The 26703-nt window shown below is 44.7% G+C and carries 19 protein-coding genes; 15 read left to right on the top strand and 4 right to left on the bottom strand.

Translation table 11 applies throughout. The features are described from left to right. Window positions 1–48: 48 nt before the first annotated feature. Both kdgR and L4C42_RS09555 read right to left on the bottom strand, forming a co-directional pair. On the bottom strand, window positions 49–831 hold the full coding sequence (gene kdgR, locus L4C42_RS09560) for a DNA-binding transcriptional regulator KdgR (protein WP_353499880.1): 783 nt from the start codon (window positions 829–831) through the stop codon (window positions 49–51). Between the two features lie 449 nt (window positions 832–1280). Beyond that, a complete protein-coding gene (locus L4C42_RS09555) occupies window positions 1281–1778 on the bottom strand; it encodes a DUF3299 domain-containing protein (protein ID WP_429760271.1) in 498 nt (165 codons plus the stop codon). Between the two features lie 285 nt (window positions 1779–2063). Between L4C42_RS09555 and L4C42_RS09550 the strand changes: the two genes are divergently transcribed. The 9 genes from L4C42_RS09550 to L4C42_RS09510 all read left to right on the top strand — a co-directional run bounded on the left by L4C42_RS09550 (window position 2064) and on the right by L4C42_RS09510 (window position 13255). Further along, window positions 2064–2804 carry a hypothetical protein gene (locus L4C42_RS09550; protein ID WP_353499878.1) on the top strand — a complete coding sequence of 247 codons (741 nt, stop codon included), beginning with the start codon at window positions 2064–2066 and terminating at the stop codon, window positions 2802–2804. Between the two features lie 248 nt (window positions 2805–3052). Further along, window positions 3053–4618, top strand: coding sequence for an amidohydrolase family protein (locus L4C42_RS09545; RefSeq protein ID WP_353499877.1), 1566 nt, complete (start codon window positions 3053–3055; stop codon window positions 4616–4618). Between the two features lie 180 nt (window positions 4619–4798). Next, window positions 4799–5440, top strand: a complete 642-nt coding sequence (locus L4C42_RS09540) for a trimeric intracellular cation channel family protein (RefSeq protein WP_418642760.1) — start codon at window positions 4799–4801, stop codon at window positions 5438–5440. 87 nt (window positions 5441–5527) lie between these two features. After that, window positions 5528–6718: a BamA/TamA family outer membrane protein gene (locus L4C42_RS09535; RefSeq protein WP_353499875.1), complete on the top strand. Its 1191-nt coding sequence runs from the start codon at window positions 5528–5530 to the stop codon at window positions 6716–6718. Between the two features lie 175 nt (window positions 6719–6893). Then, a complete protein-coding gene (locus tag L4C42_RS09530) occupies window positions 6894–8882 on the top strand; it encodes a carboxylesterase family protein (protein ID WP_429760268.1) in 1989 nt (662 codons plus the stop codon). 289 nt (window positions 8883–9171) lie between these two features. Then, the gene (locus L4C42_RS09525; RefSeq protein WP_353499873.1) at window positions 9172–9375 is read left to right on the top strand and encodes a DUF1656 domain-containing protein; all 204 of its coding nucleotides are present in this window, start codon (window positions 9172–9174) and stop codon (window positions 9373–9375) included. A 9-nt stretch (window positions 9376–9384) separates the two neighbouring features. Continuing rightward, a complete protein-coding gene (locus tag L4C42_RS09520) occupies window positions 9385–10245 on the top strand; it encodes an HlyD family secretion protein (protein ID WP_353500161.1) in 861 nt (286 codons plus the stop codon). Window positions 10246–10270: 25 nt separating this feature from the next. Beyond that, window positions 10271–11605, top strand: a complete 1335-nt coding sequence (locus L4C42_RS09515; RefSeq protein WP_353499872.1) for an FUSC family protein — start codon at window positions 10271–10273, stop codon at window positions 11603–11605. A 204-nt stretch (window positions 11606–11809) separates the two neighbouring features. Continuing rightward, window positions 11810–13255, top strand: a complete 1446-nt coding sequence (locus L4C42_RS09510) for an amidohydrolase (protein WP_353499871.1) — start codon at window positions 11810–11812, stop codon at window positions 13253–13255. A gap of 103 nt (window positions 13256–13358) precedes the next feature. Here the strand turns inward: L4C42_RS09510 and L4C42_RS09505 are convergent, their stop codons facing one another. Continuing rightward, window positions 13359–14273: a LysR family transcriptional regulator gene (locus L4C42_RS09505; protein WP_353499870.1), complete on the bottom strand. Its 915-nt coding sequence runs from the start codon at window positions 14271–14273 to the stop codon at window positions 13359–13361. 1073 nt (window positions 14274–15346) lie between these two features. On the opposite strand from L4C42_RS09505, the gene L4C42_RS09500 reads away from it, so the two are divergent. The 5 genes from L4C42_RS09500 (at window position 15347) to L4C42_RS09480 (ending at window position 21511) form a co-directional block, all read left to right on the top strand. Then, a complete protein-coding gene (locus tag L4C42_RS09500; RefSeq protein ID WP_353499869.1) occupies window positions 15347–16987 on the top strand; it encodes a hypothetical protein in 1641 nt (546 codons plus the stop codon). Between the two features lie 66 nt (window positions 16988–17053). After that, the gene (locus L4C42_RS09495; RefSeq protein WP_353499868.1) at window positions 17054–18211 is read left to right on the top strand and encodes a patatin-like phospholipase family protein; all 1158 of its coding nucleotides are present in this window, start codon (window positions 17054–17056) and stop codon (window positions 18209–18211) included. Window positions 18212–18272: 61 nt separating this feature from the next. Then, the gene (locus tag L4C42_RS09490) at window positions 18273–18488 is read left to right on the top strand and encodes a hypothetical protein (protein WP_353499867.1); all 216 of its coding nucleotides are present in this window, start codon (window positions 18273–18275) and stop codon (window positions 18486–18488) included. 245 nt (window positions 18489–18733) lie between these two features. Further along, complete coding sequence (locus L4C42_RS09485; RefSeq protein WP_353499866.1) at window positions 18734–19915, top strand: C45 family autoproteolytic acyltransferase/hydrolase; 1182 nt, start codon at window positions 18734–18736, stop codon at window positions 19913–19915. Between the two features lie 138 nt (window positions 19916–20053). Beyond that, complete coding sequence (locus L4C42_RS09480; protein ID WP_418642766.1) at window positions 20054–21511, top strand: phospholipase D family protein; 1458 nt, start codon at window positions 20054–20056, stop codon at window positions 21509–21511. A gap of 564 nt (window positions 21512–22075) precedes the next feature. Here the strand turns inward: L4C42_RS09480 and L4C42_RS09475 are convergent. Further along, window positions 22076–22996, bottom strand: a complete 921-nt coding sequence (locus L4C42_RS09475; RefSeq protein WP_353499865.1) for an IS5 family transposase — start codon at window positions 22994–22996, stop codon at window positions 22076–22078. Window positions 22997–23177: 181 nt separating this feature from the next. On the opposite strand from L4C42_RS09475, the gene L4C42_RS09470 reads away from it, so the two are divergent. Next, the coding region (locus tag L4C42_RS09470) for a VCBS domain-containing protein (protein WP_429760263.1) at window positions 23178–26703 on the top strand (3526 nt) is incomplete at its 3' end.

The following is a 26703-nucleotide window of genomic DNA, read 5'->3' as shown; positions in this document are numbered from 1 at the left end:
TTTTCGGAGTGGCTCTTCAAAATGTGTGATCATTATAAAGCTCAAATACTATACAGGGTAATGATGATACCCGAGGTTCTTGGAAATGTTACGAGCAGCGTGTTGTAATGAGTTGAGGTAATCGTGTTTTCTTTTTTCATCAAATCGATTAGTCGGAAAAGAGATTGAAATCGCTGCGACAGCTTCTCCAAATCGGTCAAACACAGGTACAGCGACGCATCGTAACCCCGGTTCTTGCTCCTCAATATCTTCCGCATAATGTTGATGCTTGACCCAATCTAGCTCAGCCAGGAGTTGCTCAACATTTTTAAGTGTTTTGTCTGTGTGAGCTTTGAATTCCACAGTAGCGAGAAGCCTCCTGATTCCGGGCTCAGATAGGTAGCTCATGAGAACCTTGCCAATTGCGGTGCTGTAGAGAGGGTTTCGTCGACCAATTCTTGAATGCATTCGAAAGCGATAGTCTGAATCTATTTTGTGAAGGTAAATAATTGCGTCTTCATCAATGGCTCCTAAGTGAACAGTTTCATTAAAGGCACCGCAGACAACTGTCATTTCCTTGTTTGCCGCGTCGATTAAATCAACATGCTCAAGCGCTTTTGAACCAAGCTCAAATAGCTTCGATGTTAATAGGTACTTCTCTTCCCCTCTTTTTTGATGCACAAATCCTAAACTTCTCATTGTTTGTAAAAAACGCAAGGTCGTCGCTTTCGACATTCTCAATTGTTTTGAGAGGTCAGTTAGACAGGCCTCTTTTTGGTCAGCCAAGGCAGAGACGATAGTAAACACCTTTAGTACTGAAGAGACAGTTCCAGGCGGGGTTGTTTTTTCCATTTCATGCCCTCAGTATTGTTTAATTCAAAGAATAATTACATATTATCTTTCAAACTCTATAGTCTAATTTTGATGAACAATAGTTTTGAATTTAAGGCTTAGTTTTGCAGTCTTGACGGGCATATTTAGTACTGGTCTTTATGCGTTTGACCTAACAGGTGAATGCTCATAGGGGCGTTACGTTTGGATGTGTCTCTATGTGATCACTAAGCGACTCGGGTATAAATTTTTGATCAAACTTTATTGTCAAGCTATGACCTGTAGTTCGTGCAGTCTAATACAAAAATGATCAATCTATAGATATTAGTATCGTCATTGAAAGGCTAAAAGCTTAGTTTTTTGATCAGACTTTATTGTCCCCCGACACCTGTTGTCGGAAGACAATAAGGTTTGCTTTTGAATTACTAAACCCGGTTGGACTGGTTAACAGTCTAACGGTTTTTTTTAGCTCATTGATCCTCATACTGCTCAACTTTAATATCTTGTAGCACATATCCTGAATCCGCTATGTCTGTAGATTTATCTTCAATAGATAAAGTACCAGTCACATACACCACATCCCACAGTCCTTGGTTAGCAGTCCCCTCTGGTACTTCAACGAAGACTATTTGATTTATCGGTGGTGGTGGGACGTGAATACAGGCTCCGTAATATGGAACGAGCAAGAATTGGGTGGTTTTCTCGTTGTCGCCTTCTAAAGGGATAACAAAACCGGGAATACGAACGGTTTTGCCAGCGAGGTCTGTTTGAAAGCTACCTATTTTATTTTGTTCTGGTGCCTCTCCACTATGGTCGGATACAAATTGTACTGACGCTTGCTGAATCATTTCTTGCTGATCTTCAGGAACGAGATCTTTCCAGGTTAACGTTAACACTTCAGACGCGTTACCTGCCGTAGTCGCGAGTGCTGCGAAACATAAAAGTAGAGATTTGTAGACAGTTTTCATCATTGAACCTTCTAGGGTTGAGTGAGTTACCGCTCTCATCATAGGTATAGCTCTGCGCCACTCACAATCGCTTATGACGAATGGTATCCTCATCAACCCCTCTTTCCCGTGTTTAGTCAGCTTACAAAGCGGCACTACAGTCGACTTTTGATGTATTTCGTCCGTCATAGGCGAGTTTAGGGTTGTAGAGTTAATGGTGAAAATAGCGACCGATGGGCTGGATGCCGCCACTACTTTCGTTGAAGGAATAGCCACCATTGACTTAAAACCTTACAGGTAGCAAAAATGAATAAATTGACTCAACTGGCGCTGTCAGTTGCCGCTCTCGGGATGATCTCACCAGTAATGGCAGATGATGCTCCTAATCCTTCAGATTTAACGGAGACGAGTACTTCAGCGTATTTTGGTCTTAGTAACCAAGGGAGTTTAAAGGGCTCTATTTCCGGTGATTTCCACTTCGACAATGGTCAGACGGGTATGTTGACCGTAGAGGGAACCATGGATAATGAGGGTCATTACTCCGACAGTCGTATGCAGTATTTTCATGTTTTTACCACTAGTAATAATGTTGTGCCTCGTGCTGCGCTTAGTGTGGATATTATCGACAACTCAATGTTCACGTCAGCTTCAGTTGGTGGTGTGGCAGCGATTAATGCGGGAGTTAAAGGGTTACAACTTTTTCCAAGACTAGGTGTTCTCGCGGGTGAATACTCAAGTAATTCAACGGCTGCGATGGGCGTAACAGAGAAAGAGGCTTTTGGTGCTTCGGCGGCATTTTATGCCATGTATACATTGGGTGATGATGGTACTTATATTGGAGCTTGGCCGGAGTACAATTATCTAAACGGAGAGATAGAAACATCGCTACTCAAATCAACAGTTATGATCGCAACGCCATTTTCTAAAGACAAGACGCGATGGGGTCAGTTAAGAGTGGATAACACCTCGGGGTATATGAGGTCTGCGAGTCAATCGATCGACATCTCAGACACGGTGGTTTGGGCAAATTATAAATTCTACTTTTAGACTCACCTACTTAGAAAAGCAGCCTCTTCACAATTTTGTGACTGGCTGCTTTTTGTCTATAACAGACTGATATTTAAATTGTAATATTTTTTTGCTTCCTACTGCCTACTTTGATAGTCAGTTTTTTGAAGGATTTGATCCGTCATGTGAGAGTTATTAGTTGCATGAAAGTCGTCAATAATAGCCATCAGAGAAAGCAAGTCGCTTTTACTATTTACTGATTTTTAAATTGATGCAGGAAACAAAATATGAAGAAAGTTACCTCTACTAACACATTGAAGAAAACCGCTTTGGCATTAATGGTTGCCTTATCGCCGAGCGTTTTTGCCTACGATCTCGTCATTATGAATGGTCGTGTGATGGATCCTGAAACTGGCATGGATAAAGTGGCGAACGTAGCGATCGAGAACGGCCAAATTGCAGAGATCACTGACAAAGCGATCACGGGTGACAAAGTCATTGACGCGAGTGGCTTGGTTGTTGCCCCTGGTTTTATCGATACGCACTCTCACGTTGTCGCTATTCCTGTTATGCAAAAATTGCAATTACGTAATGGTGTGACGACACCACTCGCGTTGGAAGTTGGTGCCTATCCGGTAAGCAACTGGTACGCACGTCTGGAAGGTCGTTCACAAACTAACTTTGGTGCTAGCGTGTCAGCAGCGGGTATACGTACAAAGGTGCTTAACAAGGATTACCAGTCTCGTACGGGTACCATGGTTAATGATCTGTTTGATGCTGAAGAAATGAAAGCGTCTAAGATTAACTCCGTAGCCTTGACCGATATTGCGAGCTCAGAGCAGATTGAGCGGATCACTGAGTTAGTCGATCAGGAGTTGAGTGCTGGTGGTCTTGGTATTGGCGTACCAGTGGGTTACATGTCAAAAGCAACAACAATGATTGAAACGAAAGAGTGGCAACGCTTAGCTGGTGAATACGGTGTGTCCACGTATCTTCACGGTCGTTTCTCAAGTCAACTGCCACCGACCTCTGGTTTGTTGAGCGTGCAAGAAATGCTGTCGAACGTAGGCGTATATGGCGGTGGTTTGCTGGTTCAGCATATGCATCAGCAAACACTTAATGAAACGCCGGAAGCGCTAAAAATGCTTGATGATGCCAGACAAAAAGGGTATCGCGTAATGGCAGAAATCTATCCTTATAATTTTGGCGCCACCATTGCTGCCGCAGACTATCTAGATCCTGAAAACTATCAGCGTAATATGGGACGTGATTATTCTGACATCATTGAAACAGAGACAATGAAACCGCTGACCAAAGAGCGTTATGAGCAGTTACTGAAAGAGAATCCAGGTGCGAGTGTGATGTTCTATGGTGCAACGAACGAAGACTTGAAAAATGCGTTGTCTCATGAGTCCACAATCATTGGTAGTGACTCATTTCCGTTGATGACATCCAATGGCATGATGGCTTACAGCTGGAATACGCCATATGAAGGTTTGCAAGGACACCCAAGAGCAGCGGGAACTCAGGCACGTGTATTGAAAATGGTACGTGAAGAGAGTTTGATGCCACTCATGACCGCTATCTCAAAAATGTCTTACATGCCAGCCAAATTCCTAGAGGAAAATGGTGTTGATCAAATGAGTAAAAAAGGTCGTCTTCAAGTGGGTGCTGACGCAGACATCACCATGTTTGACCCTGCGACAGTACAAGATAACTCAACTCTGAAGGAGCCAGGCTTGCCAGCGACAGGTATCCCTTATGTTGTCGTTAACGGAACTGTCGTTGTCGAAGACTCAAAAGTATTGAAGGGAGTCTACCCAGGTAAAGCCATTCGCAATAGCGTGAAGTAGATGTAAAGGCCAGTAATAAAAGTACTAGTGAGAGCGTCAGAAATGACGCTCTTTTTTTTGGCTCAAATATCGCCTATTTCAAGAAGGGCTGATGATGTCCTGCATATGCGAGTTAGAGAGAAAGTGACCCCGCGATAAAATCATTCCATCAACTTCCCCTGTATTTTTGGAGCAACTTATATGTCTACTGGTGAATTCGTCATCGAATCGATAACCATACTTGGTACGGCCGCTTTTGCCCTTTCAGCGGTATTAGCCGCCCTAGACAAAAAGGTCGATATTTTTACGGTCATTGTTCTCGGTATTATCACTGCGGTTGGTGGTGGAACAATACGAGACTGCATCTTAGATGCACCGGTTTTTTGGTCTATCGATATCTCGTATATCACGATTGCGTGTGCGGCGAGTGTATTTGGTTTTTTCTTTTTTCCTTTAATGCAATTGAAAAGCATCAATAAGGTGTATCTCTATATCGACACACTCGCGATTGCGATGTTTGCTGTGCAAGGTACTTATAAAGCATGGTCAATGGGGTTTGGGTTACCAGTGGCTCCAGTCATTCTTGGAACCATCACCGCGGTAGGTGGGGGGATCGTAAGAGATGTTCTGCTTCAGCGCCCATCTTTATTACTCACTAAAGAGTTATACGCCATCCCGGTTGCGTTGGGATGCTTGACTTACAGCTTAGTTCTGTCTTTCGCCCCACAGTATTCTCAGATTGGTGCGCTCCTTTCAGCTGGCTTGATTGTTTATATCCGCCACCTATCGATTCAAAAGCAAATGGTGGTTCCTCGCTGGGCCATTATCAACCACGGCAAGTAATTTTAATCAGCCCTAACTTAGGGTAACCGATTCGAGCATGGATGCTTTTTATCAGAGGTAACTCTGACATGAATAAAAGGCAATATAATGCGAAATATAACTTCTTTATCGGCGTTGGCAGTGAGCTGCGCAGTGCTATCCACTCCAAGTCTTGGGTCGTTTTTTGATGACGCAGATGGTCAATTTGATATGGGGCATCATATCGCAGAGAACGCAGTGGGCTTTCTTCCTGTGCCCATTGTGATTACTGAACCCGCGGTAGGCTACGGTGGTGGTTTGGTTGGCGTCTTTATGCATGAAACCGAAGAGCAAAAGCAGCAGCGAAAACAGGCTGCACTGACCTCTTTAGATGGTGGTGCGCAGCTGATGCCTGCTGCGATAACCGCAGTAGGGGCTGCAGGCACACAAAATGGTTCTTGGTTCGCATTTGCAGGCCACCGCCATACATGGCATGGCGATACTATCCGCTACATCGGTGGAGTAGGTGGCGGTCAGATGAACCTTAATATTTATCAAGATATTGATTTTCCCGGCTTTGGGCCTGTATTACCTCCTATTCAGGATACCTTTAGTTTTAATACACAAACTTCTGGTGTCGCAATGCTCCAGCAGCTGCAATTTCGCATTGCTAAAACGCCCTTGATGTTGGGGGTGAAGCAGTTGGCTTCTTATACCACGGTTGAGTCGGATAATACGGTGGTTAGTAAATTACTGGATCTTACAATAGGCAATAAAGAGGTGACTTCGGGTTTAGGGCTGCTGGCTGAATACGATACTCGCAATAATCTGTTTTATCCTACCGATGGCTACAAGGTGAGCAGTGAATACATGGTGTATGACTCAAAACTGGGCAGTGACTCCAATTACACCAAGTGGAATGTGGCCGGCGAGGGGTATGTCCCGCTCAATGATAAATGGACATTGGGGTTTGCAGGTAATTACGACAAGTTCGACACTAAGGATGAGTTTGTTGCGCCGACGACAAAGCCCTACATTAAACTGCGTGGTGTCTCATCTTTTCGTTATCAAGGTGACCAGGTTGCGACCGCACAAACGCAGGTGACCTATGACATTGATCATCGCTGGAAAGTCTCGGCGTTCTATGGAGCAGGGGTCGCTAAAATGGATAGTCAATATTCTGATAATCAGAGCGTTGGTGCCTATGGTGCAGGCTTTCGATACCAGATAGCGCGTCGCTATGGCCTTCATATGGGCGTCGATATTGCACGCAGTGATGATGAAGGCGCTTTCTATATCACACTAGGCAGTGGCTTCTAAAGAAAACGGGATTGAGTGGATAGCGTCCGTCAAACGCGATTACTGCGTTGTCGACTATCTCCCTATAATTCATCACAAGTCAGCACAAACAGTCACAAGAAGTGGGTTAGCAAAAGGAAAGGCTTGCTTGAGCTAAATAACAGAATTTAGATATTAATTATAAGTGAGCAACTACATGTCTATACAGCCTAAACTTATCGCTGCGTCCATCGCCCTGCTACTTTCTGCTTGTAGCAATGAGAGCTCTGATGAACTGACAGGTCCGGTAGAGCCAACGCCGCTCAAGCCTGAGCCTGCTCAACCCGTGATGGTTGACCTTGGTTACGCCAATGTTCATGCCATGCAAGAGTCAGTAGTGATTAGAACATTGTCTGGTGAAGAGAAACTGGAAAGTATTGAAGTGATTAAGGGGATTACTTTTGCTTCCGCTGAACGTTTTGAACACAGTCAGGTTCAGTCACTAGAAGGTGACGTCGATGCGACTCAGTTTGGCGCCGCGTGCCCACAGCTGAAAAAAACCACTCAACCACAAAATGAAGACTGTCTAAATCTCAATGTGTGGCGACCAGCAGAGACTCAATCGGGAGACAGTCTCCCTGTTTATGTCTTTTTACACGGCGGTGATTTTGAGTATGGTGCAGGCTCTGAACCTTTGGTTCATGGTGACACTGTGGTGGCTCAAGGTATCGACGATAATACCCCATTTATCATGGTAACGCTGAACTACCGCTTGGGCGCTTTGGGCAGCCATTGGGTGAAAGGTGAAGGTGTCGATGGCAACTATGGCCTTGGCGATCAAGCTCGAGCGTTAGAGTGGGTACAAGAGTATATCGGTGACTTTGGTGGTGACTCAAACAACGTGACGATTATGGGGCAGGGCGCGGGCGCGATGTCGATTGGTTTGCTTCAGCAACAAATGTTGAACGGTGAGCTACCAAACCACTATTTCCAGCGCGCGATCATGCAAAGTAACCCTTACGGTTTTGAGTATCGCAGTTATAAAAGTGCGAAGAGTCAGGACAACGGCTTAGATTTAAAAGACGCGTCAACGGAAGAAGTCCTTGCCGCACAAAAAGAAGTCCTCAATCCTGTGAATCGCCTGACGGGCTGGTTGACTCAAAGTATTGACCCATTAGGCACGAGTGCTGAGCGTACACCGATGGCCCAATTTATGCCATTTTCACCTTACATGGCTTGCGAGAATATGGGGTTTGTCTCTTGTAGTGAATACGCTGCTCAGCCATTTTCTGAGGACTTTGCGGTGCCGACGGTCATTGGGGTGAATGATGATGACGCCAATACGATGACGATGTTACCGAGACTGACGTTTCTGATCCCTAAAATCTTAGAGTTGGTGCAAGAGTCGCAACCTGAGTCTTTGGAAATGATGACGCCTGTTGAGCTGACAGACACACTGCAAACCTGGTTACAAGATGAAGCAAACGTAACGGCTTTAACTCAGATGCTACAGCAAGAAGAAGATCGTCCTCAGTCAGCGATTGAGCTACCAAGCTTACCTGCTACGGCTTATGAAGCGGTTAATCACTTGTTCTTTGGGCTGGGAAATAGTGAACAGACGTCTCAGATTATGGCTTTCAATGACTTTGCCCCACATCGCGAAAATGACTTACTACTCGCGGTGAAGAACATGGCTCAGTTTAACACGCTGATGAATGACATGATGTTTATGGGACCTGCTCGTCAAAAGACGCAGGAGTCTCAACAGCCAGTGAGCCTCTACCACTTTGATTACAAGCCAAGTTTTAACGTATGGGCGTATAACACCAATGGTCAAGAAGGCGAAATGAGCCTCGGTGATTTGCTGAAAACGATCAGCTGTGTGAGCGGCTCATGTCATGGCTCTGAGCTACCATTTGTGTTCAATAAGCCTCTTCGATTGGACAGTACGCAAGTATCTCCATCGAAAAAAGATTTGGTACTGATGAACTCACTGTCACGCCTATGGTTCAGTGACAGCTTATTCGAAGACTACCAATATGAGCCGTCGACAGACAGTGTCATGGTCATCGACCAGCAGGGTGAACTGGCGCTGGAGCTTGATTGGGATCGATACAACCAGGCGGGCGATGACCCGACTCTCAGTCATGGTCGTCTTAATGGGCTTCAAGCTTCTGGCTTACTTAGCTATTACCTAGTCGATTAATATGATTTAGCTTAGCCGATTAATATAGGCGCTGAAACAAAACCACCTTTTAATCAACGACGACAGCCTCCTGAGTGCAAACTCAGGAGGTTTTTTTTGGTATATCACATGGTTTTGGTTGTTAGTTCTACCGCTCCCTAAACACGTGTGCAGAGAACAGTGAATCGTAGGATTTGATCCATCATAAGGCAGTTAGTGAAGGGAGAAAAGGTGGGTAAAATCATTCGCAAGTTCTCGAGAGACAAAGGCTAACGCTCTCGACATTCTTCTTTTAATTTTCGGAGCGGCTATGCCACATGAATTTACCTTGGGGGAGGTGTACTTACCCCCATTATTGTTTATCGCTTTTATCGCCTACCTCATCACTAATGGTTTGGTGATTGCGACAGCGAAACTCGGTGGGAATCGATGGATTGCTATCCCAGCCATTTTTGAACTGAGCCTATTTGTACTCGTTAGTGCATTTATTGGCTTATTTATCCCATTTGTTTAAGAGTTAGAGATTATGAAACGTTATTTGATTACAGCAATACTGACGGTAGCGGCCTGCACTGCTGGCTATGCTTCCTATTCCCACTATGAACAAAACCCTTGGACGCGCGATGGTCAGGTTCGTGCCGATATTATTCAAATCACTCCACGTGTGACGGGCACTATAGTCGACATAGCCGTAAAGGATAATCAGCGTGTCGCGCGTGGTGATCTACTGTTTGTTGTCGACCCGAAACCGTACCAAGTCGCGTTATTGCAAGCAAAAGCCGCACAAGAACAGGCACTAGCGCTGCTCAACAAAGCAGAGAATGAGCTCAGTCGAGCTACGGGGTTGGAAGCTCGCTCGCACGGTGCGGTATCAACGTTAACGTTAGACAACTTTAAGACAGCCGTAGAATCTGCCGCGGCGAATGTTTCGCTAGCGCATGCCCAAGTTGAACAAGCAGAGCTCAACCTAAGCTACACCCGAGTGGTTGCTCCAACGGACGGTTATATTACCAATCTGCGTCATCATATTGGCGCTCAAGTCATTGCGAATAGCCCTGTAGTGGCATTAATTGATGAAAACAGTTTTTGGGTGGAAGGCTTTTTTAAAGAGACCGATATTGCAGACTTAGATGTTGAACAACCTGCGCGAGTGGTGCTGTTATCGGATCAAAATGTCACATTAGAAGGCGAAGTAGAGAGCATAGGTTATGGCATATCCAAGACCGACGGTAGTACGGGTAATGCACTGCTTCCTAATGTAAACCCAAACTTTCAGTGGATTAGACTGGCTCAAAGAATCCCAGTCAAAGTGAAACTCAACGCTGTACCAGAAGATGTTCAGTTAAGAGTCGGGGCAACGGCCTCTGTTCAAGTCCATAAGTAATCCATTTGCTTACAGAGGTTAACCCATGTTGAAACATACCACGAAACAAGCAATAAAAACGGGGCTCGCACTGTCACTTTCGCTGCTCACAGTCCATTGGCTGGGGTGGCAGAAATCCTCTTGGGTCATGTTGACGGTTTTTGTTTTGTCGTTGACGGATAGTTATGGTTATTCGGCGCTAAAATCACAAAACCGTGCCATGGGTACTCTGCTAGGTGCTGTGACGGCATTTATCATTTTAGGATTGTTTTCGCAGCAGAGAATGGCCTTTTTGGCGTCTATCGTCGCCTTTTTGATGTTTTGCGTCTTTATGAACTTTGATAAGCGAAGAGGCTATCTTTACAACATTGCTATTACCGTGTGTCTGGTTATTTCCAGCGCAGGCATCGACAGTGGTGCTGCTGGCCTATCAACCGCCATACTGCGCTTTCAGGACACGGTGCTTGGGGTGGTGATTTTCTCGCTGGTCTATCGACTCGTATGGCCCACAACCAGTGAGAGTGAGTTTCATCGCTTGGCGGTAGCTACCTTTGATAGTTTGGAGCAAGAACTTAATGGTGAAACGCCGCAAGTGAGCCCAGAGGAAAGGAAGAAAAACATTCTTCTTATCAGCGATATACTGACACTGCCAGAGATTGATAAAACCGTCTTGGCAGAGCGCAAAGCAAAGTTAAAGTGCTTGGTTAATGGCTTGGTGTATGTGAGCCGAAAACTGGCGGCCGAAAATAATCGGGTAAGCCGTCAACAAGAACTGGCAGCGTTAATAACAGAAATGCGAGCACTACTTTCAGGGAGCTCGAATACCACTCAAGCCTTGATGTCGATCCCTGTGCAAACCATGAATACTCTCGAGAACGACCTTCGTACCAAGCAACTCAGAGGGATGTTAACTGCGTTGGGTTTATCGCTGTCTGTTATTGCGATGTGGATATTGATGCCAATTCCTGGTGGAGCCTCGTTTCCTGTATTTGGCTTGATCGTGGCTGCTAACGTTGCCACGGCTCCAGCAAAATTGGCAGCGCCAGTAATGCTGATTTATATGACATTTGCCGCATTGGTATTAGCGCAGTACGTATTCTTGTTTCCAATGCTGACCGCATCATGGCAGTTGGCTCTGGTATTTTTTCTCAATATTGTTGTGGGGTACTCGCTACTAGAGAAATGGCACCTTATGTCGGTGAGATTGCTGTTAGGAAATGCATTGATAAATATGGTGGGCAGTGCGACAGAGCTGGTACCAAGCTACAACGTCCTTTCCCCTCTGACGACGTTAGTGTTTTTATTTATCGTAATGGCGACATTTCAGTTTAATGCGTTGCTTTTTGAACGGGTTAGCTGGCCCCGTAAACTTACCGTTTAGTGATAATGAATAGACATATTTAAAGCGCCGAAAGGCGCTTTTTTTATTAGTGGAAAGCGTATTTTGTAGGATTTGGTCCGTCATATTGAAGTTATTGGAAGGTTTAGTGATGGGTATAATCATTTGCAAGTTCTCAGGGCAATTAGGCAAACGCTTTTCGTGCTGAGAAAGTAAATCTTCAATTTATTCAATAGGATTCAAGCAATGACTAATTACACAAAACTAGACAAAGAAGTAAAAAACCTAGAACAGGTGATTTGGAACATGGCTTCTAATGTATGGGACTTTGCCGAGTTAAGCTACGAAGAGTTTAAAAGCTCAGCACTAGAAAGCGCCGTTTTGGAACAGCATGGCTTTACAATTGAAAAACGAAATATAGCGGACCTTGCCACCTCTTGGGTAGCGAGCTGGGGGCAAGGTAAACCAGTGGTGGGGTATCTGGTTGAATTTGATGCGCTGCCAGACCTAGGGAATGATACTGTGCCTTATAAACAGCCTGCAAAAAGTGGCAACACTAATGGCCATGGCTGTGGTCATAATTTGATTGGTTCATCATCCATTGGTGCCGCTATCGCACTGAAGAACCACATGGAAAAAGAGAACATTCCTGGCACGATAAAAGTGTATGGTTGCCCGGCAGAAGAAGCTTTGAATGGCAAAAACTACATGGCAGCGACAGGACTATTTAATGAGCTTGATGTTTGCCTCCATAATCACCCTGCAATGGTTAACACGGCGATAAATTTCCACTCGGCAGCATCCATTGATCTTGTTTTTGAGTGGCATGGTGTGACCGCTCACGCAGGGGCTGCGCCATGGGAAGGTCGTAGTGCATTGCACGCCGCTGAAGTGTTCATTGTGGCAGCAAATATGATGCGTGAACAGCTAGAGCCAACCAGCCGCCTTCACTATCAGATCCTTAATGGTGGCTCGGCAGTGAACGTGGTTCCGGATTACGCCAAAGTGCTAGTTCGTTATCGTGGTAAGAGTGCCGATAATGTGCGTGAGCACAAAGATTGGTTGGAAGATATTGCTAAAGGTGCGGCAATGGCGACACAGACTCGCTCGGAAATGACTAACTTAGGGGGCATTTATGATTGCCTACCTAACGATGTGTTAGCAACGAGTATTACGCAACACCTCAATCGTTATTTCCCAATCGATTGGACAGAAGAAGAGCAACAATTTGCTAAATCGATCCAAAAAGAAATGGGTAAGCCAGAATTAGGCTTAGCAACAGACGTGATGGAGCCGCAGAAAGGTTTAGAAGTCGGTGGTTCGTCGGATGTGGGTGACATTAGTTGGAATGTACCAACGATGGGGGTGATTTTTGCTTCATGGCCAAAAGGCATTCCACCGCACCAATGGGGTTGTACCGCATGTAATGGTATGAGCATTGGTCAAAAATCAGGTTTACAAGCCGCGCATGTACTTGCTGCCCAGGGTCTTGAATTAATGACGGACAAAGAACTATTGCGTAAAACAAAGGAAGAATTTGTGGCTAAGAAACAAGGTAGAGAGTACGTCTCACTTAATGATACTGAGACTAATCCTCGCGGGATCTTAAATGATGAACAGTTGTCAAATTACGAATGCTGTTTACATACCGCGATGGAGCAGTTTTCTGATTGTGGGCATCATCACGGCTAGCAATATCCGTGTGTTGTATTAACAAAAAGCCGTTACTTCAACGAAGTGACGGCTTTCTTTTATATTGAAACTCAACCAGTGTTACTAGACAGTGTCGAGGCTACTACGAAGGATTTTGTAGGTGGAAAAAGTGTTTGATGTAGCGATCGATTGCTTTAGTGATGGATTTCTTAATCACCAATATCTGTTTTGAGTGTGGGTTCCAGAGCGAAATAGAGAACCTAAGTCCGTGTTTTAGTTCATCGAGCTTAATCGCCTCAAGGTTTTCGGTAACGTATTCGGATTCAGAGAGTACTTTGGGAAGCCATGCCCAACCCAGATCAGATTGAACTAACTTGATCACAAGCGCCAATTGGTCGATTTCTTCATTATTTGGAGAAACCACCACTTTCTCTTTTAACCCCTCATCGACGAATGCTCGAAGAACAAACTGTCGTGATGTACGCAGGCCGCTAAGGGCTTGGCTCTCAGAGAGTTGTGATAATGCCCCGCCTTTCTTAACAAACGGCAGAAATTCGATATGGCCAAGAAAAGTGGCGTCTTTGCCATACATCCCTTTGCCTTTATCAACATTCACGAGGCCGAAATGAATATCGCCGTTGTTAAGCCCTTCTTCAATTTGTTCTTTTGTCTTAACCAAGAAATTGACGCGCATATTGGGAAAATCCTCAGCCAATTGTTCTCTAATAGCGGCCAATGCGCCATGGGGAATGATACTGGAATAAGCGAAGTTAATTCCTTCCAGCCCACCATAGGATAAGCTGAGCGCGATTTTGTCGAAGATATTCGATTGATCCACGGTTGATTTGGCGTAATGGTAGAGTAAGTGCCCTTCTTCGGTCGGTTCGACGGTTCTACCTATACGTTCAAATAGTTCAACGGCCAACACATCTTCTAAGTTGGCGATAACCTGCCCGGTAGTGGTTCGGTGCTTGTTAAGTTTGGCTGCTGCTTTACTAAAAGATCGCTCTTCGTAAACCGTAACAAATGCCAATAACTGTTCAATGCTAAAGCTCATAAACTGCCACTCCTATTTCAGTCCAACCCACCGTGATTCAAAACCAACAGGTTGTCGAAAATATTGTTATAAGTTGAGAGATAAATATGGGCGAACAGCGGATGAAATGCGACAAAAATAGTTGCTAAGGTGGTTTAAGTCACAGAAATGTAGGGAGCTAACATTGAAGGGTTTGATTGGGTACTTTGCTTAACTATATGTAAATTATAACTTTAATTTGGTTTTTGTCGGTTGCATTTGGCTAGGGTGTTGACTAGGACAAGACGGATGTTGTCCGTCGTCAACGATTGATTCGTTTTGATGCATCACCGAAAATACACTATCAACTTCGGAGCAAACGACAGAATTAGATTTCACTCTATTATTGGTGATGTGTCTGTCACCTAGACCGACCTACGCCAAGTCATTATTAGCCAGTTTGCTTATGAGTATGCTTCCATAGTCTAGGTATTTTGAGTGATGGCTTTTTCACTTTTTTAGGTTCTAGGATTTCCCCGATCGCTACTGCATGACATGACTTTTCTTTCTGCTGCACAACATAAAAATAAATATCGTCATATACATAGTTACAGTAACGCAATTCCCCCTCGACAAAATTGTTCTCCAGTACTCCAAGCACCGATTTCGCGTTCATATTTTCAGCAAAGGAGTGGCAGGAAAGCCCCATCAGTAATAGACACCCAAGTAAACCGTTATTTCGCAATCTCATAGTTAACTCTTATTTCCCAAGTAATCAGGAAATCATATAGGCCCTACCGAAGTTTAAATAATCACATTTGATGGATCGAGTCCTCCATAAAGAGCTTCAATTACGACATCTCGATTGGTCAATCTGTGCCTATTTAAACTGAGGATCTATATGGTCATCGGGGTATGGGTGACAAGTCTTGTGAGGGTTACATCCGTCATATGAGATTAAATGGTTTTAAAAAAGCATCTTAAAATTTGCTCATCTTAACGAAACGACCAAAGGGTCGGATTGAATATCGATGGTGAAGCGGAGGCTTCATTTAATCTAAATAGTTGAAATCATGGGGTTATGAAATCAACTATGACGAATGGTTTCTCTACTTATGAAAACACTTTACACAAAAAGCAAACGTACACTGTTATCTGCAATTCTTGTGGCCTCTTTCTCAACAAGCGCTTTCGCGATTGAAGTAGAGGGAAGCGAGTTGGCGACTTATACAGGTAAACAAGTTTTTGCTCACTACAACGTAGATGACAACTTACCAAAGTTAGCGATGAGCTCTTTGCTGCAAGGTGAACATTTAGTCGAGTACGCAACTCGCACAGTGAAAGTGGGTGATGAGGTGCGGGAGTCTCAGGTCTACCTCGTTAAAGATACGGATACGAAAGGCAATATTGATCTTCGTATCAAGTACCGCAAAGACCAGCTCGATGAGCAAGAAGATGTGATTAGTGAGATCGAGGCCTTTACGCGCACTGAATATCGCTTAAGAAACTATGTAGACAGCTATGATGTAAACTCTGTCAAAGCGGTTGAAAAAGATGACGGTGAAGTGATCATCAGCTTTGACTACTCAAAGTACGGGCTGCCACAAGATATTGCCTACTTTCGTTTTCTAAGTGTGGAGCTAAAGCTCATCGATAACCAACCAGTATCGATGACTATTTATAATAGAAAGCCATTTGATTATGACAAATATAAAGTCACAAGCTACGAGCAAGTGATCCACTTTAATACACTACCGTCGGGTAAAGTGATTATCGCAGATAAGAAGACAACGATTAACGGTAACCACAAGAAAAAGCCAGTAACAATCACAAACTTTATTTCACCTGTCGCCATTTATGAAGACAAAACCGGGGTTAATATTATGGATCATGAACGTCTAGAGCAGGTGTCAGATCCAAGAATGATTGAGCAAAGTGTTGATTTGGATCGTATATTTCCATTAATGGGAGATATGGTGAGACGCCAAGGGATCGACGTACCACTTCCATTTGGTATTTCGGCCTCGTATCGTAGCCAGGATATGAATATTGCATTCAATGATTTTGTGATTCAAGACGTCAGACTGAATGATATTTTTGACCCATTTGGATCTATTGGCGTTGTGAATGCAGAGAGCTTCACATTGCGCGGTGATGTCAATATTCTACCTTTTTGGAACGTATTTGGATTAGTGGGAAAAATAAACGTTGATGCTAACGTAGACGCAGAATACACGGGGGAAGTGGGAGAGACTATCAGAGATAAGCTGAATAATAAGCTTCCTCATCTTGGTGATGCATTTTGTCGAGAAATAACCGTTTTGTGTGACACAGGGCGACTAAATGTACCGCTGCACCTGGAATACGACATGGCTGGCGTGGGCACGACGTTATCCGTCGGGTATAAAGAATTCTTTGCGTCAGTAACCGGTACTTATACCAAAACTCGCCTAAAAGGGAGTGGTCGTTGGGGTGACGGTATTGTGACTCTTCAACCGATGCTTGGTTACCAGTTAGTGGACTACCGCACACAAATCTTTGTGGGTGCGGAGTATCAAGGGTTAGACAGCCGTATGGACGGGCACGTGGTTGCCGGTGATATCGAGTTTGATTATGACGTTGGTGTAAAACTAAATAACTGGGCGTACTTGGTCGGATTTAATAAGCAGATTGGCAAAAACTATAACTTGAGCGTTCTTTATAACAAAGGTGAGACGAGAAATTCGATGACCTTGAACTTTGGCTATCGTTTCTAATGGAACTTAAATCACTTAAGTCATGCTTTTGTAATATATAGATGAGTTGGAGCTATGAAATTAAATATGAAGAGATTTATAACGGCTTTAGTACCCATATTAATGGTAAGCGCCTGTTCCACGACACACTCACTAGAAAATCGGGTGTCGATGGAAAATTATTATGATGCTCAAGTTGTCATAGACACAGAAGAGACACCAAGTGAACCGATTCGAGTATTTTCTGGAGAGGATACGAGTCTATTTTATGATGCGAAGACGAATCAGACACCAATACGTTCGAATACAGACTCACTCAACGTATTAGTTCTATCTGGCGGAGGCGCCAATGGTGCCTATGGAGCAGGGGTATTAAACGGCCTCTATGATTCCGGACAATTTGAAGACTACAGTGTCGTCACGGGGATCAGCGCTGGTGCATTGATGGCTCCGTTCGCTTTTGTTGGCAAAGAGATGGTGCCAGAGATGACCAATGTCATGTTGAATATCAGTGATAAGGACATTATTGGTAAGCGACATTTTTTGCAGACATTAACCAAAGATGCACTCTCAAATGGGGACGGTCTACAAACGTTTATTGCCAATACATATTCATCAGAACTGATTGAAGGTATAGCGGCGCAGCATCGTGCGGGGAAGCGTCTACTGATAGGGACGACGCAATTTGATTCGGCTGAACTTGTGGTTTGGAACTTAGGCGCAATTGCCAACAGTTCATCAAAAAACAAAGTTAGATTGATACACCAGATACTGGCTGCAAGCGCTTCAATTCCGGGGGTGTTTCCACCACAATTTATCCAGGTTGAAGAAAATGGAAAGTCGCGCGAAGAGCTGCATGTGGACGGTGGTCTTGCGAATCAAATGTTCTTATTTGCCGACCATATTGATTATCAGAAGATAAGCCTGGCGATGAGGATGACAAAACCGCCACAAGTTCATGTTATTCGCAATGGCCTGCTTGAGATGCCGTATCAACAAACCAAAGATAAGGGCATTGAATTGATCACTAGAACAGTGAAAGATCTGACGGTTCAGCAGAGTAAAGGGGATCTGTATCAAATCCTGTATTTTTCGCAGGTGCAGGGCCTAGATGTGCGTTTTACGGCGATGGGGCGTGATTTCCCTCAGGAGCGCGCCAGTAAAGCGATGTTTGATGCAGACTATATGCAGTCTCTATATCAATATGGCTATCAGAAAGTGATAGAGGGTCATGTGTGGGAGTAAATAGATCCTGATTCACAACATAAGCATGTTCTGTGCAAAATCTTCTGTCAATTTAGGGCGAATGGCTGATATCTCACGATATACAGTTATTCGCCTTACTCATTTCTCACACTATCATTTCTCACTGTTCTCACTGTTCTCACTGTTCTCACTGTTCTCACCTGCCGCTGGTGTACCCATGTTTATCGTTATTCGAACCGCTACAGCTTTAATTTTCCACAAGCTTGAAGAACAAGAACGAAGCACCAACGGGTTGTATGAGTTGATTGTTAGTTAAATGACGCTTATGGGAGCCTGTCTCTCTTACTTAATTATTTATCAATACTTTTAGGCACACTATCAACAGAAGCTGCCTAGCGTATTGGTGTCTATCTCGCTGTTTTTGCATGCTTTTAACCGTCGTAAGTGGAGGTTTGTTTGAATTGCGATGGGTTTGGTCCGTCATATGGAATTGTTGAGATAAGAAAATTCACCCTAAAATGGCCTCAATTCGAAACATAATCACATTTAATAGAGGCAATTATGACTACTCAAAATCTTATTAAAAAAGCGCAATTTGAAAACGGCACTATGTTTGAAACTGATCAAGACATGCTGTACGTACTTCAACTTAACGGCAGCTGGTTTGAAATGGGCAAACAGTATGGCCAGCTTTCTAAAGAACATATGGAAGCAATGTATCAGCGCATTGTTCAGCCAGAGTTCGACAACGGCCTTATTAGCCAGCAAGAAGCGTTTGAACTGTTTGGCGCACGCGTGCTCTCTACTTTGTCACTCCGCCGTAAACAGTATTTCATGGGGGTTGCAGAGGGCCTAGATTGGCCATTAGAAAAAGTCATTGTGCTTGACCAAAGTGGTCCAATGGCGATCTACCTTGGTAAGCTGCATTCATTCTCAGGCTGCTCTTCAATGGCATCTTGGGGTGATAACACGGTTGATGGCCACACGATTGTTGGTCGTAACATGGACTGGAATGAGCTGTTCTTGGATTTCCCAATTTACACCACAGTATACAATCCAACCGATGGCTCAAATGGTTTTGTTAACGTGAGCTGGCCTGGATGGCAGTGGATGGTAACAGGCTTTAATGACAAAGGCGTTTATACCGACCTACATGATGGTACTTCAATGGGTGGCAACATTGTTTCGATTGAAAAACCATCATTCTTGAACTCAGTGGTCGATTACATGACAGAGTCGGATACGGCTACAGCACTGAGCTCGCGTTTCCAAGCAGCTCGTACAGACATCGCTTCAATTTGGATGTTAGCAGACGAACAAGGCGAAGCATGTGCATACGAAAACACCATGCAGGAAAACCGCCTACGCGTATCAGACAAGGGTGCTCAATCGTTTGTAACGGTAAACACATTCCTGAATCCAGACTGGGGTTTGGGTATGCGCGAAACACAAAGTTTCTCGCTAAAACGTTTTGAGAATCTAAATGCTCGTCACGCAGAGCAAGCAGGAGGCATCGATGCTCAAGCGATGCGTGACATCTTCGATTTACCACTTTATGACGAGGAAGGTAACTTCAAAGAGAACGGCGGTGTGACAAAGCCTACTAACCAAGATGTTGATTTAACCAACTACCAAGTCGTTACAGACCTTAACGAGTTGCAATTGTGGGTAAAACTGCCAGCACTCGGCGGTGATACAGATTGGGCCCATATCGATGTACGTGCACTGTTCAGCAACAAGTAATGGAATGAGTCATTAGACGGGCATGGAAGCCCCTAATGTACTTTTCGTTGAAGCAATTCGAACTTTCTTTGTGTCGGCTAAGTGCATCCATTAAAGGGCCTTAGTCTGCGACCTTTTCAAATAAATATAGGTAACCTCATGTTTTTACAACCATTCAGACTATTGTTTCTGATGGTTGTCGTGTCTTTGGCTGCAGGATGTGCCACTTCATTTCCCGAAGTTGAGAGTGATTTTGAACAGAACTGGCAACCTAGCGAATATCAAGCGGAAGTGTATTTGATCCCGTCGGCCTCTGAAGCCCTAGCAAGAAGAATCGACATGATACGCAGTGCCAAGGTCTCAATCGATATGACCTACTTCTCCTGGGATAAAGATATCGTGGGGCTGATGCTGCTTGAGGAAGTCAAAATTGCGGCCGAACGCGGTGTTAAGGTTAGGCTGGTATTGGATGATTTGCTGGTATTTGATGAAAAGTGGTTAGCCGAAGTGTCGCAAAACCCAAATATGGAGGTGAGATTATTTAATCCATTCGATTCTCGTAAAGCAGGATGGCTTGGTAGAGTAGGTGACTTTGCAAGTCACAAACAAACGCTTGATCACCGTTTACATGAAAAATATTTCAATGTTGATCATGAGCATATGATTTTAGGTGGACGAAATATTGGCGCAGCTTACTTTGGCTACAGTGATGCGGCGAATTTCTTCGATACCGATGTGTTATTTCAAGGTGAGGTCATTGAGGCGTTTGCACACAATTATGACCAGCTGTGGGGGAGTGAGCATCTGGTAGCGATTGCAGATTTGATTCAGCCTGTTAAACCGGAGCAGACGATTGAATTTGAAAAAGCAAAACATAAAGAGTTTATGCAGCGTCAAGACGTGATCGAGGCCGTTGATGCATCAATAGAGGCGCTAAGAGAGGTGGAGACTCTATCTGTGGTCGTAACCCCGGTGTTTGACTCGGCAAAGAAGATCAATGACAGCAAGCCTTACTTTAGAGCGAGAGCAGAGCAGTTAGTGCAAGCACCTCTTGAGAAAGCGAAGACGGTCACTATTTCTACACCCTATGTGATAGCGCACAATGGTGAGTTTACATTCATTGATCAATTGATTGAAAACAACATCGATGTGACTTTGGTGACCAATTCGTCCAGCTCGAACGACTCGGCATTTATCCCGGCCTACTATGAACAATATCGCGAGCAGCTGTTGGATAAAGGGGTAAATATCTACGAATACAAAGACAATGCAGTGAATGAGGACAACTTCTATCAGGGCGACACTTATTATCATAATAAGACGGTCATCATAGACGACAAACTGACTTATATAGGTTCCTCGAATTTTGATCCAAGATCAGATTATCTAAATATGGAGTTTGGTGTCTTTATCCAGAGTAAGACGTTTGCAAAGCAAGTAAAGCGTCATCTTTTACAGAAGAAAGACGAGTTGTACTGGCAGGTTTCACGAGATCCCGAGGGTAAGACTCTATGGGTATCAGGCGAGCAAGTAGAAACATCTTCGCCAAACTACGGCGCTGTACATAAAGTACCTGATTGGTTGTTTAGAAAGCTGAATGTTGAATTGGAATTGTAATTGAAAAGGAAAGAGTGAGTGATAAAAACTGGTCATTAGGGCGTGTTGATCTTTGCTGTCTGCTTTATGTTCAGTAATGCGCCGGTAGCTACATTAACATGAATACTAACGATAACATGCAGGCGCGGATGATGTCCTGCATATACGAGTTAGAGAGAAAGTGACACCGCGATAAAATCATTTCATCGACTGCCCCTGTATTTTTGGAGCAACTTAAATATCTCCTGTTGAGTTCATCATTGAATCCTGGGTACGGCTGCTTTTGTTCTTTCAGCTGGCTTGATTGTTTATATCCGCCACCTATCGATTCAAAAGCAAATGGTGGTTCCTCGTTGGGCGATCATCAACCACGGTAAGTCATTTTAATCCGCCCTAGCTTAGGGTCACCGATTCGAGCATGGATGCTTTTTATCAGAAATCACTCTGACATGAATAAAAGGCAATATGATGCGAAATATAACTTCTTTATCGGCGCTAGCAATGAGCTGCGCAGTGCTATCTGCTCCAAGCGGCTTTGTTGCGTAATTCAGACGAGAAACTAAGCTGCCCAAAGTTGAGCGACTTTTAGACAATATACTGAGTTTCAGGCATACCAAGTCCTGTAAGCTTGTTCAACGCTTTAATCATTGCGTAAGTCTCGCCAACTTGAGCGTTGTAATTTCGGAGGCTGAGTTTCCCACCCAACAACTGTTTCACTCGGTGCATTGCTGTCTCTGATAGCGAGCGCTTATGATAACCATACCGCTTTTTCCACTTCTTGTTGGAGCCGTACAGCTTTTGGCAACCTACGGCCAGATCGCGAGGATGTCCCTGCTCCCAGAAGGCTGCTCCTTCCCTTGGCGGGATGAGCGGAACCGCTCGCTTTATACGTATTGCATCATGACAATGTCTTGTGTCATAAGCACCATCACCTGATATCTCAATGATTTTACGACGTGTCTGCTTGAGTAGGTTGGGAAGCACTTCGGCATCGGTAACGTTAGATAAACTCAGCTCTGCTGCGACTATTTCGTGGGTGCTAGTATCTACTGCTAAATGTAGCTTACGCCAGACTCTGCGCTTCCCATCAGTGCCATGCTTTTTGACCTTCCATTCACCTTCGCCATAAACCTTGAGACCAGTGGCATCGATGGCCAGATGCTGTATCACACCTCTGGTTTTGGTTTTAAATGAAACGTCAACGTCCTTAGCTCGACGGCTTATACAGGTGTAATGCGGACAATCAAGCGGTATCTTGGCCAGCTTAAATACGGAGTCTAGAAAACCTTGCAACGCTCTCAATGGCATAGAGAAAACGCGTTTTACCATGAGTGCTGTCGTAATGGCTAAGTCGCTGAATCGACGAGGCCTACCTCGCTTATTCTGTTTACTTTGCTTCCACTCTCTTATGGTCTCTTCATCAATCCAGAATGTAAGTGAGCCGCGGTTGACTAGGGCTTTGTTGTACTGTTTCCAGTTAGTTGTTTTATAACGAGGTTTCGGCATAAGGCTACGAAGATTAGCTGACTTAGCCGATCAGATCGTAACTTCCTGTTTTAGTTCAATCGAATTACGCAACAAAGCCAAACGGCGTCTAAAAAACCTAAGTTAAAATCCAAGATTAGTTAGCAAAACCGTGTTCTATATCCTTAACTTTAAAAGAGGTTTGTGAGTTAAGGCTGAGATCATGACTGAGAAAAAACAAAGTAGTGAAAATCAAACAAAAAAACAATCACCGCGACAGGTTTCTACACATCCAAGCGAAACGAAAACCAAGAAGAAGCAGCGGGAAAAACGTCGCCTTTTTAATACGTTAAGATATCAAGTAGGCATTCCGCCGACACTTGCTCTCATATTACCTTCTCTAGCCAACGCCAATGATGATACTGGTGATGAAGGTAATATCGCTGAAGGTCATGCTCTAACCCAAAAAGCGACTGGACCTCACGAAAGTACACAAGCTCCTGATTCAGAGACGCCCACGTCACCCTCTAGCGAGCTTCAAGAGCTAGCAGCAAACAGTGATGATACAGAAAGCGGTCATACACACGCATTACCGAGTAGACACCTTGCTCTGCATCACTACCCAATGCATGCATATACTGCGCATCATATTGTCAATCAATCTGGTACGGCGTCGTCGGCTACAGACAATCATGTGGACGGAATTGCCCCTTTTTCTGTATCCACCGAAAAAACACAGCAAACTGATAAAGTTCATAAATCGCCTCACTTCAATTCCGCACCGAAAATGTCGGAACAATCTCATGCGGTGAAAGAGGATGATGCCATTTTTCATGGAAAGATGGGGGCAACAGATGCTGATGGAGACACGCTGAGCTACGTAATATCAAAGCCTATCGATGGTTTGACGTTTCATTCTGACGGCAGCTACACTTTTGACCCTAGTCATGGTTCTTATCAACATTTAGCGCAAGGTACGACAGAAGTTGTGAGTACCACTGTGATCGTGACGGACAATATAGGTGGTACGCACAGTGAACAGCTTCAATTTACAGTAACGGGTACCAATGATGCTCCAAAAGTAACGGGGCAATTTACTGGCGCTTTAAAAGAGGATCTTAATGTTGATAGCTCGGGGTTAATGCATGTCCACGGTAAAGTGGACGTGGTGGATGTTGACCAAGGGGAGTCTCACACTCTTTCTGAAGTAGTTCAGGGAAAATTTGGTGTATTAGACATTGATTCAAATGGTCACTGGCACTATCAAGTCGATAATTCCTTGCCAGCCATTCAACAGCTTGCTTCCGGGAACGTCATTACCGAGCAAATAACAATTCATACGGCAGACCAAACCCCGCAATTGATCGAAATTGTTATTGGTGGCACGGCTGATTCTGCGGTTATTTCCGGAGTAGATTCTGGGTCGGTTACAGAAGATTTGAATGTCGTTAACGGCAGTGTCAAAACATCGGGCGATTTATCGGTAATCGATAGCGATCACGGGCAGAGTCACTTCTTGTCTCAAGTGTTAGTAGGGCAATTTGGTACGTTGACTATGGAGGCGAATGGTCATTGGCAGTATGAAGCGAATAATCAGCAAACAGCAATACAGGAACTTGCTAAGGGTACTCATTTGAGTGAAACCTTCACGGTTTCTTCTGTAGACGGCACCGCGCACAATATCGATGTTCAGATCGATGGCACCAACGATTTACCCGTGATGGCAGGACAATCGCAGTCGCTGAAGGAAGATGGTGCGGTTTTCCATGGTCAAATGGTAGCAACCGATGTTGACCACGATTTGCTCACGTACACCACTTCCAATCCAATTGATGGCCTGACCTTCAACCCAGATGGCAGCTACACGTTCGATCCAAGCCACGCTTCCTATCAGCATTTRGCAAAAGGTGAYACYCAAGTTGTGACCACSAYRGTCACKGTRACCGATACSGCTGGYGGMTCGCATCGAGAAGAGCTTAAGCTCACCATCACAGGCACCAATGATTTACCAGTGATGGCTGGCCAATCACAATCCGTGAAAGAAGATGGGCCAGTGTTCCACGGTCAAATGGTGGCCACCGATATTGATCAAGACTTACTCACATACACCACTTCAAATCCAATTGATGGTCTAACATTCAACCCAGACGGCAGTTATACGTTCGACCCAAGCCATGCGTCGTATCAGCATTTGGCGAAAGGTGACACTCAAGTCGTAACCACAATGGTGACGGTGACGGATACGGCAGGTGGCACACATCAAGAACAGCTGAAGTTCACGATTACGGGCACGAATGATTTGCCAGTGATGGCAGGTCAATCCCAACCAGTTAAAGAAGATGGGGCATTATTCCACGGTCAGATGGTGGCAACGGATGTAGACCAAGATTTGCTCAGTTACACCACCTCAAATTCAATTGATGGCCTGACGTTTAATCCAGACGGCAGTTATACCTTCGACCCAAGCCACGCTTCCTATCAGTATTTGGCAAAAGGTGATACCCAAGTTGTGACCACCATGGTCACCGTAACCGATACCGCTGGCGGGTCGCATCGAGAAGAGTTCAAATTCATCATCACAGGCACCAACGACTTACCCGTGATGGCAGGCCAATCACAATCCGTGAAAGAAGGTGGCGCAGTGTTCCACGGTCAAATGTTGGCAACCGATATTGATCAAGACCTACTCACGTACACCATTTCCAATCCAATTGATGGCCTGATATTCAACCCAGATGGCAGCTACACCTTCGATCCAAAACATGCTTCCTATCAGCATTTGGCAAAAGGTGACACCCAAGTTGTGACCACCATGGTCACTGTAACCGATACGGCTGGCGGCTCGCATCGAGAAGAGCTCAAGTTCACTATCACAGGCACCAATGATTTACCAGTGATGGCTAGCCAATCACAATCCGTGAAAGAAGATGGTGCAGTGTTCCACGGTCAAATGGTGGCAACCGATGTTGACCACGATTTGCTCACGTACACCACTTCCAATCCAATTGATGGCCTGACCTTCAACCCAGATGGCAGCTACACGTTCGATCCAAGCCATTCGTCCTATCAGCATTTGGCAAAAGGTGATACCCAAGTTGTGACCACCATGGTCACTGTAACCGATACGGCTGGCGGCTCGCATCGAGAAGAGCTGAAATTCACCATCACAGGCACCAACGACTTGCCAATGATGGCAGGCCAATCACAATCCGTGAAAGAAGATGGCGCAGTGTTCCACGGCCAAATGGTGGCGACAGACGTTGACCAAGACTTGTTAACCTACAGCACTTCAAATGCCATTGACGGCCTGACGTTCAACCCAGATGGCAGCTATACGTTCGACCCAAGCCACGCTTCCTATCAGCATTTGGCAAAAGGTGACACTCAAGTTGTGACCACGACAGTCACGGTAACCGATACCGCTGGTGGCTCGCATCGAGAAGAACTGAAGTTCACTATTACAGGCACCAACGACTTGCCAGTGATGGCAGGGCAATCGCAGTCATTGAAAGAAGACGGTGCGGTCTTCTATGGTCAAATGGTGGCAACCGATGTTGATCAAGACTTGTTAACCTACAGCACTTCAAATGCCATTGACGGCCTGACGTTCAACCCAGATGGCAGCTACACGTTCGACCCAAGCCACGCTTTCTATCAGCATTTGGCAAAAGGTGACACTCAAGTTGTGACCACGACAGTCACGGTAACCGATACCGCTGGTGGCTCGCATCGAGAAGAGCTTAAGCTCA

Origin of the sequence: Vibrio wakamikoensis (assembly GCF_050337275.1) — a bacterium.
GTDB classification, from domain to species: Bacteria; Pseudomonadota; Gammaproteobacteria; order Enterobacterales; family Vibrionaceae; genus Vibrio; species Vibrio chaetopteri.
Note: the sequence above shows the minus strand (reverse complement) of the source record. Positions and strands in the feature narration are given on the sequence as shown.

Coding starts and splice junctions, on each gene's coding strand:
- L4C42_RS09535 (WP_353499875.1), top strand. CDS start 5,528: ATGCGAAATATAACTTCTTTATCGGCGTTGGCAGTGAGCTGCGCAGTG.
- L4C42_RS09490 (WP_353499867.1), top strand. CDS start 18,273: ATGGCTGATATCTCACGATATACAGTTATTCGCCTTACTCATTTCTCA.
- L4C42_RS09475 (WP_353499865.1), bottom strand. CDS start 22,996: ATGCCGAAACCTCGTTATAAAACAACTAACTGGAAACAGTACAACAAA.
- L4C42_RS09555 (WP_429760271.1), bottom strand. CDS start 1,778: ATGAAAACTGTCTACAAATCTCTACTTTTATGTTTCGCAGCACTCGCG.
- L4C42_RS09545 (WP_353499877.1), top strand. CDS start 3,053: ATGAAGAAAGTTACCTCTACTAACACATTGAAGAAAACCGCTTTGGCA.
- L4C42_RS09505 (WP_353499870.1), bottom strand. CDS start 14,273: ATGAGCTTTAGCATTGAACAGTTATTGGCATTTGTTACGGTTTACGAA.
- L4C42_RS09530 (WP_429760268.1), top strand. CDS start 6,894: ATGTCTATACAGCCTAAACTTATCGCTGCGTCCATCGCCCTGCTACTT.
- L4C42_RS09540 (WP_418642760.1), top strand. CDS start 4,799: ATGTCTACTGGTGAATTCGTCATCGAATCGATAACCATACTTGGTACG.
- kdgR (WP_353499880.1), bottom strand. CDS start 831: ATGGAAAAAACAACCCCGCCTGGAACTGTCTCTTCAGTACTAAAGGTG.
- L4C42_RS09485 (WP_353499866.1), top strand. CDS start 18,734: ATGACTACTCAAAATCTTATTAAAAAAGCGCAATTTGAAAACGGCACT.
- L4C42_RS09525 (WP_353499873.1), top strand. CDS start 9,172: ATGCCACATGAATTTACCTTGGGGGAGGTGTACTTACCCCCATTATTG.
- L4C42_RS09515 (WP_353499872.1), top strand. CDS start 10,271: ATGTTGAAACATACCACGAAACAAGCAATAAAAACGGGGCTCGCACTG.
- L4C42_RS09510 (WP_353499871.1), top strand. CDS start 11,810: ATGACTAATTACACAAAACTAGACAAAGAAGTAAAAAACCTAGAACAG.
- L4C42_RS09495 (WP_353499868.1), top strand. CDS start 17,054: ATGAAGAGATTTATAACGGCTTTAGTACCCATATTAATGGTAAGCGCC.
- L4C42_RS09500 (WP_353499869.1), top strand. CDS start 15,347: ATGAAAACACTTTACACAAAAAGCAAACGTACACTGTTATCTGCAATT.
- L4C42_RS09480 (WP_418642766.1), top strand. CDS start 20,054: ATGTTTTTACAACCATTCAGACTATTGTTTCTGATGGTTGTCGTGTCT.
- L4C42_RS09550 (WP_353499878.1), top strand. CDS start 2,064: ATGAATAAATTGACTCAACTGGCGCTGTCAGTTGCCGCTCTCGGGATG.